Here is a 13379-nt window from a genome sequence, read left to right as displayed (position 1 = left end):
GTCCAGAATCACAGAAATCCCAAGTCGACCTGCCGTCCCGGCAGCGCACGACCGCTGGGCCCGACTGCCAGTGCCGTGCCCGGCGCCTATTCGAGGCCGATGCCGCCAGCTCCCTTTCTGCTCACCCGACACGATCCGCTGCTCGTCGCGACCTCGCTCGCCGTCGCCGTGCTCGCGTCCTATGTCGCGCTGGACCTCGCGCGCCGGCTCGGCTCGGCCGCGGCCCGCCATCGCCGCAGCTGGTGGGCCGCGGGCTCGCTGGCGCTGGGCACCGGCATCTGGGCCATGCACTTCATCGGCATGCTGGGCTTCGACGCCGGCATCCCGCTGGGCTACCAGCGGGACCTGACGCTGGCGAGCTGGGTCGCCGCCGTCGCCGCTTCGGCGATCGCGCTCGGGCTGGCGACCCGCGACCGGCTGACGCCGGCCACGCTGGCGGCCGGCAGCGCCTGCATGGCTGCGGGCATCGGCGCCATGCACTACCTCGGCATGGGCGCGCTGGACATCGTGCCCGGCATCGTCTGGGACATCCGGCTCGTCGGCGCCTCGATGCTGATCGCCTGGCTGGCGTCGGCGGTGGCGCTGTCGATCTTCTTCGTCCTGCGCCGCCACCAGGGCCCGCAGCGTCTGCGCCTGCAGCTGGCCTCGGCGCTGGTGATGGGGCTGGCCATCGGCGGCATGCACTACTGCGGCATGGCCGCGGCGCAGCTGCCGCAGGGGGCCATCTGCCTGAGTGCCGACGCGCTGGGCGGCGCGCCGCTGGCCATGCTGGTGAGCGTGGTCAGCGTGCTGCTGCTCGGCGGCACGCTGGCGCTGTCGGTGTCCGACACGCTGGCACGGGCGCGCGAGGCCCGGCTGCTGCGCTCGCTGGACGCGGCCCAGGACACGCTGCGCCGCAAGGCGCTGGAAGACCCGCTGACCGGCCTGCCCAACCGCGTGCTGTTCGAGGACCGCCTGCAGCACGCGCTCGCCCGGGTGTCCCGCGACGCGGCACCGCGCCGGCGCGGCGAGCGGCTGGCGGTGCTGTTCGCCAACGTCGACGGGTTCAAGCCGGTCAACGACTCGTTCGGCCATGAAGCCGGCGACGCCGTGCTGCGCGAGATCGGCCGGCGCCTGCGCGGCGTGAAACGCGACGCCGACACCTTCGCCCGGCTCGGCGCCGACGAGTTCGTCGCGATGGTCGAGGCGCGCGACGCCGAGGCCGCCGCGGTGGCGCTGGCGCAGCGTGTCGTCGACGGTTTCCGCCCCCCGTTCACGCTCGGCGGCCAGCCGGTGTCGCTGTCGTGCTCGGTCGGCATCGCGCTGTACCCGGACCACGACGACTCCGGCCAGCGCCTGCTGGGCTGCGCCAATGCCGCGATGGACGCGGCCAAGCGTGCCGGCGGCGGTTGTTTCACGGTCTACGAGTCGGCCATGTCCGGCGACGCCTCCGAGCAGCTGGTGCTGCAGCAGGCGCTGCGCCGCGCGATCGAGCTCGGCGAGCTGGCGCTGTTCTACCAGCCCAAGATCCGCGCCAACGGCGCCGCGGTGCACGGGCTGGAGGCACTGCTGCGCTGGCACCACCCGGAGCGCGGCCTGGTCAGCCCCGCGGTCTTCGTGCCGCTGGCCGAACGTTTCGGCCTCATCGGCACGATCGGCCACTGGGTGCTCGAGGCCGCCTGCGCGCAGCTGGCGCAGTGGCAGGCCCAGGGCCACGCGTGTCGAGTCGCGATCAACCTCTCGCCGCACCAGCTGCGCCAGACCGATCTGCCCGAGCGCATCGCCCAGGCCCTGCAGCGCCACGGGCTGCAGCCGTCCAGCCTGGTCTGCGAGATCACCGAGACGGCGATGATGGAGAACCTGGGCCCCGAACGCGGCGTGCTCGACGCCATCGCGGCGCTCGGCGTGTACGTCTCGATCGACGACTTCGGCACCGGCTACTCCAGCCTGGCCCATCTCCGCAACATCCCGGCACGCCAGCTGAAGATCGACCGCAGCTTCGTCGCCGATCTCGAGCAGGACGCCGACGCCCGCGCAGTGCTCGGGTCGATCGTGCAGCTGGCGCACGCGCTGCGCATGGAGGTCGTCGCCGAAGGCGTGGAAACGGCCGCCCAGCGCCGTCTGCTGGCCAGGATGGGCTGCGACCTGCTGCAGGGCTACCTCATCGCCCGGCCGATGCCGGCCGAGGCGGTGCTGCCGTGGATCACGGCCTTCGAGCAGGGCGTGCGAGCGGCGCGTGCCGACGAGGTGCCGTCGGTGCCCTGAGGCGGCCGGGCGCGGCCCGAAGCGCTCGCGGCGCCCGAGACGTCCCGCTTCGAAGCTCCGGCACCGGAAGCAAGAACGACCTGGACGTTCGCCGCGCCACGCACGCGTCCAAGTCGTTGATTCATCTGGTCGGGGTGACACGATTCGAACGTGCGACCCGCTGCGGCCAACGCAGTGGCGAGATCCTTTTGAATCAACGGCTTGGCGCGGATTCTGCCAACCGCAGCGGCCTCGAAGAGCAGGCTTGCTCCCTGGGAAGACCGGGCCGCGTCAGCCGTCTGAACACGCCTCGATCCGATAGCCGGCACCGGCGAACAGGGCGCAGAGATCGCCCGGTTCCCGACACACGGCAGCCGTCACGATCCCGGGATGCCGATCCCGGCCGCCCGCTCGCGGATCCGTCCGACGACATCGGCAAGATCGCGGGCCGGCAACCTGTTCTTGCGCAGGAAGGCGGCCCACTGGGTGCGCTTGCCGGCATCTGCGGCGAAGGCGTCACTGAGCCCGATCGGCGGTTCCGTCGGCAGCGGCATCAGACGACGCTCGAACGTTGCCACCACCGCGCGCCGCAGTTCAGCGGGCTCGATCTCGCCGGCCTGCAGCAGCAGGTCGAGGTCGAAGTAGTCCTTCATCCGGCTGTTGACCATGCCGAGCAGGCAGATGGCGTGCAGCTTCTCGGCGACGACGCTGGCCTTCGGATAGACGCGCAGCGTGGCGGCAGGCAGATCGGGCATCAGGCCCGGGTACAGGACGGGCGTCGGGGCCGGGGTCACGGCGTCGCCGTAGCCGACGTCGACCTGCAGCGTGATGCGTGCGGCATCCAGCGTCGCGCGCAGTTCGACGCGCACGCCGCCGTAGCGCGTGTCCTCCCGGATGACGCCGACGCGCACCGACCCGGCGTCGAACACGATCCCGTCATCGACCTCCACGGCGCAGAGCGAGCGGAACACCTCGGCCAGTTGCTCCGGGTCGTCGGGCCCGAATCCCAGCAGGTCGGCGTCACGCGTGGGCCGGTGCGGCTGGCCGTACCAGAGTGCGAACAGCAGCGCCCCCTTGAGCACGAACCGCGGCCCGTGCTCCGAGGTGGCCAGGCGATAGAGCAGCCGCTCGATGCCGTAGCGCGTGAGGACGAGGTTGAAGTCCTCCTTCGATGCGTCGGCAATCTGCTTGAGCCGCGCGCGGATAGCCGCGGCGCGGTTGGCGCTCATGCCGTGATCGACTCGATGTAGGGCCGCATCACCGCGGCCGCGCGGCGCTCCTGCGCATGGCGCCAGAGTTCGTCGAGCGTGAACTTGCGCTGGCGCCAGCCGTCGCGCAGCGCCTCCAGTGCGACGTCCAGGCCGATCTTGTTTCGAAAGCGGAAGCAGTCGACGACCGTGCGTGCGGCGTCGAACACCGGCACCGCGACGCCATCGACGTCGATGTGCACGACACCCAAGGCGAGCGCCGCGTCATTCATGCGCACGATGCGCACGCTGGGCTGGTCCAGGCGCGGCGCGCGCACGTTGTGCGGCACGGCCAGCCACACCTCGAACGGTGCCTGGGTGCCGATTTCGTGCACCCGCAGCGCCGACAGCAGGCAGACCACGCCCTTGGGCACCCGCAGCGCGACCTCGGCCAGCGAGCGGTGCTCGCCGATCGGCACACCCGGCAGGCCATAGAGGCCGCGAGCATGTCTTTGAAGGCGACCGGCCTGCACGAGACGCGTGAGCACGACCGCCGGCAGCCCCCGGGCCGTGAGGTCACGCGGGCGCAGCAGACCGCGGTCGCGGGCAAGGCGAAGGACTTGCGATTCCTGGGAGAGCGATGCCGCCATGGCACCAGTATGTTCTGGAAAATATGATTTTTCAAAATTTCTCATACAAAACAGAACACCACCAACGCCCCAACCTCACCACACGCGATCTCAGTCGAGCAGCGGGATCGCCTGCAGCCAACAGATTGCGTTCCAGACCCTGCGACCACCTGGGCAGACTCCGTCAAACGGTCACCAGCACCTGAAATGAAAAACGACCTGGACGTTCGCCGTGCCACGCACGCGTCCAAGTCGTTGATTCATCTGGTCGGGGTGACACGATTCGAACGTGCGACCCACTGCTCCCAAAGCAGTGGAGAGATCCTTTTGCATCAACGGCTTAGCGCGGATTCTGCTAACCGCAGCCGCCTCGAAGAGCAGGCTTGCTCCCTGGGAGGACCCAAGCGCGTTAGCAGCCTGAACACGCCTCAATCCGATAGCCGGCACCGGCAGACAAGGGTGCAGAGATCGCCCGGGTCCCGACACACGGAAGCCGTCACGATCCAGGGATGCCGATCTCCGCCGCCCGTTCGCGGATCCGTCCGACGACATCGGCGAGATCGCGGGCAGGCAACTTGTTCTTGCGCAGGAAAGCGGCCCACTGGGTGCGCTTGCCGGCATCGGCCGCGAAAGCCTCGCTGAGCCCGGTCGGCAGTTCTGTGGGCAGCGGGGTCAGGCGACGCTGGAACGTTGCGGCCACCGCGCGCCGCAGTTCAGCGGGCTCGATCTCGCCGGCCTGCAGCAGCAGGTCGAGGTCGAAGTAGTCCTTCATCCGGCTGTTGACCAAGCCGAGCAGGCAGATGGCGTGCAGTTTCTCGGCCACGACGCTGGCCTTCGGATAGACACGCAGGGTGGCGGCAGGCAGGCGTGGGCCTACGTCGTGTACTCCGTTCTGGCTGGCGTGGCGGTTGGACGACAGCTTCGAGACCGTGACGGTCAGCGGTGGCAGCCTTGAACACCGGCCGGGCGTGAACCCGACCACTGGGCAAGCCTGCGTGGTGGCTCATCAACAGCCAGACGGGCGCGCCCGTGGCCTGGATCGGCGGCGACAGTCGCCATCTTTGATCAGCGCTGACCAACCGACCGGCTGGGCCGGCACAAGCCCCTGGGCGCTGGAGTAGACTGCACAGGATTCTGTCATCTACCCAACCAAGGAGCCGGCCATGGGCTTTTCCGCCAGCGACGTGGTGCCGTTCACCCAGGCCCGCGCCAACCTGTCCGAGCTGGCCGACCAGGCTAAGGCCGGTGCCGAGAAGATCATCACCAAGAACGGTGAGAGCTACGTCGCCCTCATCGACGCTGACCGGCTGGACTACTACCACCGCCTGGAGCGCGAGCGCATCCACCTGCTGCTGATCGACGACGCCAAGCGCGGCCTCGCCGACATCGAGGCCGGCCGCACCTTTGGGGCAGATGCCACCATTGCCCAGCTTCAGCAGCGCCGCGCCGCAGTTGCAAAGACAGCAGGCAAGACTGCCAAGAAGCGTGGCTGAGGATCTGTACCGGGTCGAACTGACCGCGAGCTTCCTGGAGCGGCTGGACGCCATCGAGGCATTCCTGACCGAAGCCGACGCGGCCTTTGCCTTCGACAACCTGCTGGCTGAACTGCGCGCCACAGTCTTCCCCAACCTGGCCCGGTTCCCTCGCATTGGCCGGCGCTACTTGGACAACCCGCCGCAGTCTGCGGAGGCCCTGGCCCAGCTCGCCGCGCTGCCGGCCGGCGCAGCCGGTGCGTTGCGCGAGTACCTGCACGGCGACTACCTGATGCTCTACACGGCCACGGATGCCAATGCGACGGTCTATCTGCTGTCCATCCGACACCACCGCCAGCTTTCGTTTGACTTCGCTCGCCTGTGGCCAAATAGCGGCAAATAAGAGGAAAGTCTGCAATGACTCGGGAGCAGTCGAATAGCAGCTTAATGACGGAGGCAGATACCTGCCGGGAATTGGTCACCCCGAAGATCGTCCAGGCCGGGTGGGCCAGTTCGCCCTTCGCCATCGGCGAGCAACGCACGTTCACCAACGGCCGCATCTTCGTGGCAGGCGGCAAGGTCAGGCGCGGCAAGCAGCGCCGGGCCGACTACATCCTCTTCTACCGCCGCGACTTCCCCTTGGCCGTGGTCGAGGCCAAGGAGGCCAGCCTACCCGCCGAAACAGGCGTGCAGCAGGCCCGCGAGTACGCCGAGGCCCTGGGGCTCAAGTTCGCCTACGCCACCAACGGCCATCGGATCATCGAGATCGACTACCTGGCCGGCACCGAGCGCGAGGTCAACCGCTATGCCGCGCCGGATGAACTGTTCGCCCGGTTGAGCGCCGGCGCGAACCTGCCGCCCGCAGCGGCGCCGCACCTCCTGGAACCCTTCAACCTGGCCTCGGGCAAGGTACCGCGCTACTACCAGCAGATCACGATTCATCGCGTTGTCGAGGCCATCCTTCTTGGCCAGAAGCGCATCCTCGCCACATTGGCCACGGGCACCGGCAAGACCTGTGTGGCGTTCCAAATCTGCTGGACGCTATGGAACAGTCGCTGGAACCGAACGGGCGAGTACCGCCGACCAAAGATCCTGTTCCTGGCGGATCGCAACATCCTGGTGGACGACCCGATGGCCAAGATGTTTGCGCCGTTCGGGGACGCGCGGCACAAGATCGCGGGCGGGGATGTCAGCCAGGGCCGCGACATGTACTTCGGCATTTACCAGGCGTTGACCACGGCCAGCGCCGACGTGTTCCGCCAGTACCGCCCGGACTTCTTCGACCTCATCGTCATCGACGAGTGCCACCGCGGCTCCAGCCGTGACGAGAGCGCCTGGCGCGCCGTGCTCGACTACTTCGAGCCGGCAGTTCAGTTCGGCATGACCGCCACGCCGCTGCGCGAGGAATCGCGCGACACCTACGAGTACTTCGGCAATCCGATTTACACGTACAGCCTTCGGCAAGGCATCGAAGACGGCTTCCTGGCGCCGTATCGCGTCCACCGCGTCATCACGACCGTGGACGCGGCGGGTTGGCGGCCGAGCAAGGACGAACTCGATCGGTTTGGCCGCGAGGTACCCGACGACGAATACCAGACCAAGGACTTCGAGCGCGTGGTGGCCCTACGGGCGCGCACCAAGGCCATGGCCAGGCACCTTACCGAGTTCCTGAAGGGTACCGACCGCTTTGCCAAGACCATCGTCTTCTGCGTGGACCAGGAGCACGCGGCCGAGATGCGGCAGGAGCTGGTCAACCTCAACAGCGACCTTGTCCAGCAGTACCCGGACTACGTCTGCCGCGTCACGGCCGACGAAGGCACCGTCGGCCTGACCCACCTGGCCAACTTCCAGGACGTGGACAAGCCGACGCCAGTGATCCTGACCACCTCGCAGTTGTTGACCACGGGCGTGGACGCCGAGATGGTGAAAAACGTGGTGCTGGCCCGCGTGGTCGGCTCCCGGTCGGAGTTCAAGCAGATCGTCGGCCGAGGCACCCGGCTGAAAGTGGACTACGGCAAGGAATACTTCAACATCATCGATTTCACCGGGACGGCCACCCGGCACTTTGCCGACCCGGACTTCGACGGCGAACCGGCACGCATCGAAGAAGTGGCGGTGGACGAGGCCGGCGAGCAGGTGTCCCTCGTTGAAGTCGTGCCCGAGACGGAACCCGAGCAAGCCGACGACGCCGTACCGCCCGAGTACGAACTGCCAGAAGAGCAGATCGGCCCCGGCACGGGTATCGTCATCAACGAGCCTACAGACGAGCCTCGCAAGTTCTACATCGACGGCGGCGAGGTCGAGGTCATCGGGCATCTGGTCTACGACCTGGACACCGATGGCAAGAAGCTCCAGGTGGTGAAGTACACCGAGTACTCCGGGCGGGCGGTACGCACGCTGTACCCTACCCGCGAGGCCTTGCAATCAGCCTGGGCTGACCCCGACACCCGCAGCGAGGTGCTGCGTGAGCTCACCGAGCGCGGCATCAGCTTTGAAGAGCTGGCCTCCAGCAGCGAGCAACCCGACGCCGACCCCTTCGACCTGCTGTGCCACCTAGCCTGGAACGCGCCGCTGCTGACCCGTCGTCAACGCGCTGAGGCGGCCCGGCGCCAGGCCCAAGACCTGTTCGGCCAGTACAGCGACACGGCCCGCGAAATCCTGACGCTGCTGCTGGATCGCTACATCGAGCGCGGCATCCTCCAGTTCAACGCGCTGTCCGAGCTGATGAAGGTCCAGCCCTTCGACCGCTACGGCAGCCCCTCCGAAATCGCCCTGCGCCACTTCGGCGGCGTGCGCGGCATGAAAGACGCCGTGGCTCGCCTGCAAGGCGCGCTCTACCAGTAGTCCCTGCCCCATTCCCGAGAACTCGATTCGATGGCCAAAGCCAGCACCGCTGCCCCAGCAGAGAAGAAGACCCGCGCGCCGCGCAAAACCGCCAAGGCGCCCCTCACCACCCGAGAGAACCTGTCGGCCCTGATCGGCACGGCCCGCAAGATCCTGCGCAAGGACAAGGGCCTCAATGGCGATGCCGACCGCCTGCCCTTGCTGACCTGGGTGATGTTCCTGAAGTTCCTGGATGACCTGGAGATCGTCCACGAGGAAGAAGCCGAGCTGGACGGCAAGCGCTACGAGCCCATCATCGAAGCGCCGTACCGCTGGCGCGACTGGGCCGCCCGCGAGGATGGCATCAGCGGCGACGAGCTGCTGGCCTTCATCGGCCAGGAACAGACCCGCCGCGCAGATGGAAGCGCAGGCCCAGGCTTGTTCGCCTACCTCCGCAGCCTCGGCAGCCGTGGCGCCAAGGGCAGTCAGCGCGAGGTCATCGCCAACGTCTTCAAGGGCGTGCAGAACCGGATGGTGAGCGGCTACCTGCTGCGCGACATCCTCAACAAGATCAACGGCATCCACTTCAGCGCCAGCGAAGAGATCCACACCCTCTCGCACCTGTACGAGTCCATGCTGCGAGAGATGCGCGATGCGGCAGGCGACTCGGGCGAGTTCTACACGCCACGCCCTGTCGTGCGGTTCATGGTGCAGGCGATGGACCCGCAACTGGGCGAGACCGTGCTGGACCCAGCCTGCGGCACGGGCGGCTTTCTGGTCGAGGCCTTCCACCACATGGCCGGCCAGGTGAAGAACCCGGACCAGCGGCGCACACTGCAGCGGAGTTCTCTGTTTGGGCAAGAGGCCAAGCCGCTGCCCTACATGCTGGCCCAAATGAACCTGCTGCTGCATGGGCTGGAGGCGCCGCAGATCGCCTACGGCAACACCCTGGAGCGGCGGATCAACGAAATCGGCCACAGCGAGCGCGTGGACGTGATCCTCACCAACCCACCCTTCGGTGGCGAGGAAGAGGCCGGCATCAAGAACAACTTCCCGCCCAACATGCAGACGGCCGAAACGGCGCTGCTGTTCCTGCAATACATCATGCGCAAGCTGCGCGTGGCCGGCGCCCCGGTGGCCGGTGGCAAGGCCGCCGCCCGTGGTGGGCGTGCAGCCGTGGTGGTGCCGAACGGCACGCTGTTCGGCGATGGCATCTGTGCCGTCATCAAGCAGGAGATGTTGAAGGAGTTCCGGCTGCACACCATCGTGAAGCTGCCGCAAGGCGTGTTCGCGCCGTACACCGACATCCCGGCCAACCTGCTGTTCTTCGAGCGCGGAGGCCCCACCGACACCATCTGGTACTACGAGTTGCCGCTGCCGGAGGGGCGCAAGAAGTACAGCAAGACAGCGCCCCTGCAGTTTGAAGAGTTCACCGCGGCCCAGGCCTGGTGGACCGCACGCGAGGAAGGCCCCCAGGCCTGGAAGGTGGACTTCGCCGCCAAGCGAGCAGCCGCCGTCGAAGCTGCCACCCCGCACTGGCAGCGCGCCGAAGCGGCGCGAGCCGCAGCGATGGCCCAGGCTAAGACCGTGCGTGAGCTCGAGCAAGACATCGCCGCACAGGCGGACAGCGCGCGCAAGGCCAAGCTGCAGGACAGACAGCGCGCTGCCAAGGCCGAACAGCAGGTGCAGGAGCAGGCTGCCAAGGCCGCACAGGCCGAGGGCGATGCCCTGTACTGGCCCATCTACAACCTGGACCTGAAGAACCCCCATGCCAAGTCCGAGCTGGAACATGCCGATCCAAAGGACCTGATCGCTTCGATGCGTGAGCATGAAGCCGAGGTGATGCGCCTGTTGGGCGAGATTGAGGCTTTGGTGAACGAGGTGCAGGTATGACTCGTGCGCGAACTTCGGCGGGCGCCCACTCGCCGGGAGGCCTGATCCTGCGCACCAGCAAGGGCAGCCTGCTGGTGGCTGAGTCGGAGCAGACGCGGAAGGAACTGGAGGCGCGGCGGTTGGCTAGAGGCGACGCGGAGGCTGGCCAATGACAGCTTGGCCCAAGGTCTCTATTGGCGATTTGCTTAGACGCTCGGACGAGCCCGCCGAGATTGACGCAGCCGTCGAATACCACGAAGTCACGATCAAGCTTTGGGGAAAGGGGATCGTTAGTCGGGGGAAGGTCCGCGGCAGTGACGTGGTGTCCGCCCGCAACGTGGTGCGCCACAACCAGCTGATCCTGTCCAAGATCGACGCACGCAACGGCGCCATTGGCATGGTGCCGCCCGAATTGGATGGTGCCATCGTCAGCAACGACTTTCCTTCGTTCGAGTTTCGCGATCCAGGCAGGTGCAACCCAGCCTTCATTGGTTGGCTAGTCCGATCAGCACCATTCGTTGAACTCTGCAGGTCGGCCAGCGAAGGCACAACTAACCGCGTTCGCATCAAGGAGGAACGGTTCCTCGCCCAGGAAATCGCGCTTCCTCCACTGTCTCATCAGCACGCCATCGCGGCCAGCCTGGATGCTCTAACCGACAAGATTCGGCAAGTCGAAGCGCATCTGGATGCCGCAGATGCGGCGTCAGCCGACCTGCTGTTGAGCCTGCATCACCAACACGCGGCCGGGCGCTCGGTGCGGCTAGGCGACGTGATGGATCTGCACGAAGTGGACGAGCCGATCACACCGGCCGGCACCTATCCCCAGGTGGGCGTGCGGGGCTTCGGCGGAGGGCTGTTCGCCAAAGCAGCGATCAGCGGCACGGACACCACTTACCGCGCGTTTCACAAGCTCTACGAGGGGGCCATCGTGCTCAGCCAGGTCAAGGGCTGGGAAGGCGCCCTTGCACGATGCCCGGCCGATTTGGCTGGGTGGTTCGTCTCCCCCGAGTACCGCACCTTTCGCTGCAGGCCCGACCGAGCCCACAGCGAGTACTTGGGCGAAATCGTCCGAACCCAGTGGTTCTGGCAGAAGCTGCAGGACGCCACTCGCGGCGTAGGTGCGCGCCGGGAGCGCACACGACCAGAGCAGTTCCTGAACATCGAGATGACGATGCCGTCGCTGGACGATCAGCGGCGCATCGTTGAAGTCCTTAGGCGCATGAGCCCGCTCAAGGAAAGACACGACGCAATCCGCCAAGCCAATGCGGCGCTGCTGCCGGCGACGCTGGAGCGCATCTTCACGGAGCCGCAGTAGACACTGAACCTGGACAAGCGTCGCGCGGCGCTTCGCCCGTCTACCTGACACAACGCCGATGAACTTGATCGCCAGCTTCGTTCAACCCTACCTCGCGTTCATCTTGGGCGCTGCGTACAACCTGCAGCAGACCCTGGAGGGCTTGAGGGTTCACGGCAGCAACTACCTGGTGCGAAACACGGCGGGCCAGATTGTCGATAGCTACTGGAACGCCAGCCAGGCGGTGGCCCTTCCGCTTCTCGGTGTCCTGGCGTTCTCGTGCGTGCTCCTCGGGCTCTTTCTCGTCGCACTTCGTTCCCTTGCAGGGTGGCGCGGCGTTTGGATCGCCGTCGCAGTGCTCGGACTTCCAGGGTTGCTGTCCGCGCTTGGTTGGTGGCCAGAAATCCACTGGTTGCCGAGGTCCTACAACGTTGGCTCAGGTGTGCTGGGCAGTCCCTGGGGCATGTTCGCTCTGCTTGCGATTTCGCTGAGCAGTGGCTGGACTGCGGTCATCCTCGCGACGAAGACCTTTGCCCTCGACGATCGCTTCCGCCACGGGTACGACCAGTTCTGATACGCCATGGCGATTTCCGCCGGACTGTTCTTCGTCACAGATCTCGATGCGACGCAGACACGTGAGCAACTTCGCGACAGCGCAGCAACATCGCAAGCAGCCAGTGCCTATCTCTTGAAGCAAGTTCAGAGGTTGGAGTCTGAATGCGATTCTGGGCAGGTCGCGCTGCCCACAGCCTGCCAGTGGGCACACAGGTCGCAGTGGAGTCTTGCGCAGTACGCGCACTATGGCGACAAGCTCTACGCGCAGTTTGGCCCTGATGACGCGAGCGTCATATACGGCGAGGATCGGGCAAAGCCTGACGCTGCGGCGATGCAGAAGCTGAGACAGGAGCTGCACGAGTACAACTTGCTCCGGTGTCCGGTCAGGAAGATCAGCGAAGGAGTCCGACAGTACTCCCCCACAAGTCGGACCTGTGAGGCCCCTCCCGCGTCTTACTGCGTCGCATATCCCGACGTGCCGCTCTCTGGTGTCGAGCCACAGGAGGCTCCGATGAAGACCGTGGCCATCGCGAACGAGTGCGTGGTGCCTACCTTGATCGCTCTGAAGGCGGAACAGGCGCGACTTGAGCCCGAGGTCTCCGCAAACACCAGAAACCGGCACCTTCGATGGCTGTTCTTCCTATGTACTGCGATAGTCGCCGGAGGCAAGGTGGCAAACGCATCCGCCCGGTTGGCATTGGCCGTTCAGCAGGCAAGGAAGGCAACCGTCAAGACTGAACAGCAAGAAGCCGAGGCGCAGACAAGACCTGCCGGACCACGCACAGCAAGAGTTGGGCTGCTGGCGCGAGGACCAAGGCGAGTTCGCCCACCCAGCCGGGGCGCCTGACGGAGTCACTATATGAATGGCATCGCACCAGGCTGGCTCGCCGCGCGAACAGTTCACTTTCCTGGCGGATGTCGAGCCTTCAATGGCTTCGATCCACTACTGGAGTTCGAGCCTGCTCTGGTTGGCGGTAGAAGAATCCGCTCGACGGTAAGGACCTATCCGTCCTTGTATGCCGACCTCAAGGCGCTTGACCTGGCGCCTATCGGCGTTGACTTCATCTCCAGCCCACGCGACTTGCAGATGGCGGCACCGGCCAACTGGCGCTCGTTCCATCCTTGGCCAGACACCGTCTGGCCATGCCAAGACGAGGCCGACAAATGGGCTCAGATCGGCCACGCCGGCGCCAAGATCGAGGACTCGGGGCTCTGGGATATCGCCCGAAGAGTCTCACATCAACTCCGAGTAGCGTCGTGGCGACTCAGGCAGGTGTCGGATGCCTATCGCGATCAGCTTCGATCAAGGACGGCAGGCGGCCGC

The 13379-nt window shown here is 66.4% G+C and carries 12 protein-coding genes; 9 read left to right on the top strand and 3 right to left on the bottom strand.

Annotated elements, in window-relative coordinates; translation table 11 throughout:
* Positions 1-99: 99 nt before the first annotated feature.
* Positions 100-2244, top strand: coding sequence for a putative bifunctional diguanylate cyclase/phosphodiesterase (locus RBXJA2T_RS02305; protein ID WP_009855702.1), 2145 nt, complete (start codon positions 100-102; stop codon positions 2242-2244).
* Positions 2245-2600: 356 nt separating this feature from the next.
* Here the strand turns inward: RBXJA2T_RS02305 and RBXJA2T_RS02300 are convergent, their stop codons facing one another.
* From RBXJA2T_RS02300 to RBXJA2T_RS02290, 3 genes are all read right to left on the bottom strand, one after another.
* Positions 2601-3452, bottom strand: coding sequence for a nucleotidyl transferase AbiEii/AbiGii toxin family protein (locus RBXJA2T_RS02300; RefSeq protein ID WP_009855701.1), 852 nt, complete (start codon positions 3450-3452; stop codon positions 2601-2603).
* A complete protein-coding gene (locus tag RBXJA2T_RS02295) occupies positions 3449-4060 on the bottom strand; it encodes a type IV toxin-antitoxin system AbiEi family antitoxin domain-containing protein (RefSeq protein WP_029718450.1) in 612 nt (203 codons plus the stop codon). Before RBXJA2T_RS02295 ends, RBXJA2T_RS02300 begins: the two co-directional genes overlap by 4 nt.
* A 475-nt stretch (positions 4061-4535) precedes the next feature.
* A complete protein-coding gene (locus tag RBXJA2T_RS02290; RefSeq protein WP_259372413.1) occupies positions 4536-5021 on the bottom strand; it encodes a nucleotidyl transferase AbiEii/AbiGii toxin family protein in 486 nt (161 codons plus the stop codon).
* 181 nt (positions 5022-5202) lie between these two features.
* Here RBXJA2T_RS02290 and RBXJA2T_RS02285 point away from each other — a divergent pair, with 181 nt between their 5' ends.
* From RBXJA2T_RS02285 to RBXJA2T_RS20650, 8 genes are all read left to right on the top strand, one after another.
* A complete protein-coding gene (locus RBXJA2T_RS02285; RefSeq protein ID WP_009855698.1) occupies positions 5203-5532 on the top strand; it encodes a type II toxin-antitoxin system Phd/YefM family antitoxin in 330 nt (109 codons plus the stop codon).
* On the top strand, positions 5525-5914 hold the full coding sequence (locus RBXJA2T_RS02280; protein WP_009855697.1) for a type II toxin-antitoxin system RelE/ParE family toxin: 390 nt from the start codon (positions 5525-5527) through the stop codon (positions 5912-5914). Before RBXJA2T_RS02285 ends, RBXJA2T_RS02280 begins: the two co-directional genes overlap by 8 nt.
* Before the next feature lie 14 nt (positions 5915-5928).
* Entirely contained in the window at positions 5929-8355 is a 2427-nt protein-coding gene (gene hsdR / locus RBXJA2T_RS02275; protein ID WP_009855696.1) for an EcoAI/FtnUII family type I restriction enzme subunit R, read from the top strand.
* A 30-nt stretch (positions 8356-8385) separates the two neighbouring features.
* The gene (locus tag RBXJA2T_RS02270) at positions 8386-10227 is read left to right on the top strand and encodes a class I SAM-dependent DNA methyltransferase (protein ID WP_009855695.1); all 1842 of its coding nucleotides are present in this window, start codon (positions 8386-8388) and stop codon (positions 10225-10227) included.
* Between the two features lie 148 nt (positions 10228-10375).
* Positions 10376-11521, top strand: a complete 1146-nt coding sequence (locus RBXJA2T_RS02265) for a restriction endonuclease subunit S domain-containing protein (RefSeq protein ID WP_009855694.1) — start codon at positions 10376-10378, stop codon at positions 11519-11521.
* A 58-nt stretch (positions 11522-11579) separates the two neighbouring features.
* Positions 11580-12074, top strand: a complete 495-nt coding sequence (locus RBXJA2T_RS02260; RefSeq protein WP_009855693.1) for a hypothetical protein — start codon at positions 11580-11582, stop codon at positions 12072-12074.
* Between the two features lie 6 nt (positions 12075-12080).
* Positions 12081-12902, top strand: coding sequence for a hypothetical protein (locus RBXJA2T_RS20010; RefSeq protein WP_138938756.1), 822 nt, complete (start codon positions 12081-12083; stop codon positions 12900-12902).
* 12 nt (positions 12903-12914) lie between these two features.
* Positions 12915-13379, top strand: a 465-nt coding sequence (locus RBXJA2T_RS20650) for a hypothetical protein (protein ID WP_206026790.1), incomplete at its 3' end; no start/stop codon positions are given.

Origin of the sequence: Rubrivivax benzoatilyticus JA2 = ATCC BAA-35 (assembly GCF_000190375.1) — a bacterium.
Taxonomy (GTDB): domain Bacteria; phylum Pseudomonadota; class Gammaproteobacteria; order Burkholderiales; family Burkholderiaceae_C; genus Rubrivivax; species Rubrivivax benzoatilyticus.
Note: the sequence above shows the minus strand (reverse complement) of the source record. Positions and strands in the feature narration are given on the sequence as shown.

Bases quoted from the DNA above. Each gene is read 5' to 3' on its own strand.
- RBXJA2T_RS02305 (WP_009855702.1), top strand. From the start codon at position 100: ATGCCGCCAGCTCCCTTTCTGCTCACCCGACACGATCCGCTGCTCGTC.
- RBXJA2T_RS02300 (WP_009855701.1), bottom strand. From the start codon at position 3,452: ATGAGCGCCAACCGCGCCGCGGCTATCCGCGCGCGGCTCAAGCAGATT.
- RBXJA2T_RS02295 (WP_029718450.1), bottom strand. From the start codon at position 4,060: ATGGCGGCATCGCTCTCCCAGGAATCGCAAGTCCTTCGCCTTGCCCGC.
- RBXJA2T_RS02285 (WP_009855698.1), top strand. From the start codon at position 5,203: ATGGGCTTTTCCGCCAGCGACGTGGTGCCGTTCACCCAGGCCCGCGCC.
- hsdR (WP_009855696.1), top strand. From the start codon at position 5,929: ATGACTCGGGAGCAGTCGAATAGCAGCTTAATGACGGAGGCAGATACC.
- RBXJA2T_RS02270 (WP_009855695.1), top strand. From the start codon at position 8,386: ATGGCCAAAGCCAGCACCGCTGCCCCAGCAGAGAAGAAGACCCGCGCG.
- RBXJA2T_RS02265 (WP_009855694.1), top strand. From the start codon at position 10,376: ATGACAGCTTGGCCCAAGGTCTCTATTGGCGATTTGCTTAGACGCTCG.
- RBXJA2T_RS02260 (WP_009855693.1), top strand. From the start codon at position 11,580: ATGAACTTGATCGCCAGCTTCGTTCAACCCTACCTCGCGTTCATCTTG.
- RBXJA2T_RS20010 (WP_138938756.1), top strand. From the start codon at position 12,081: ATGGCGATTTCCGCCGGACTGTTCTTCGTCACAGATCTCGATGCGACG.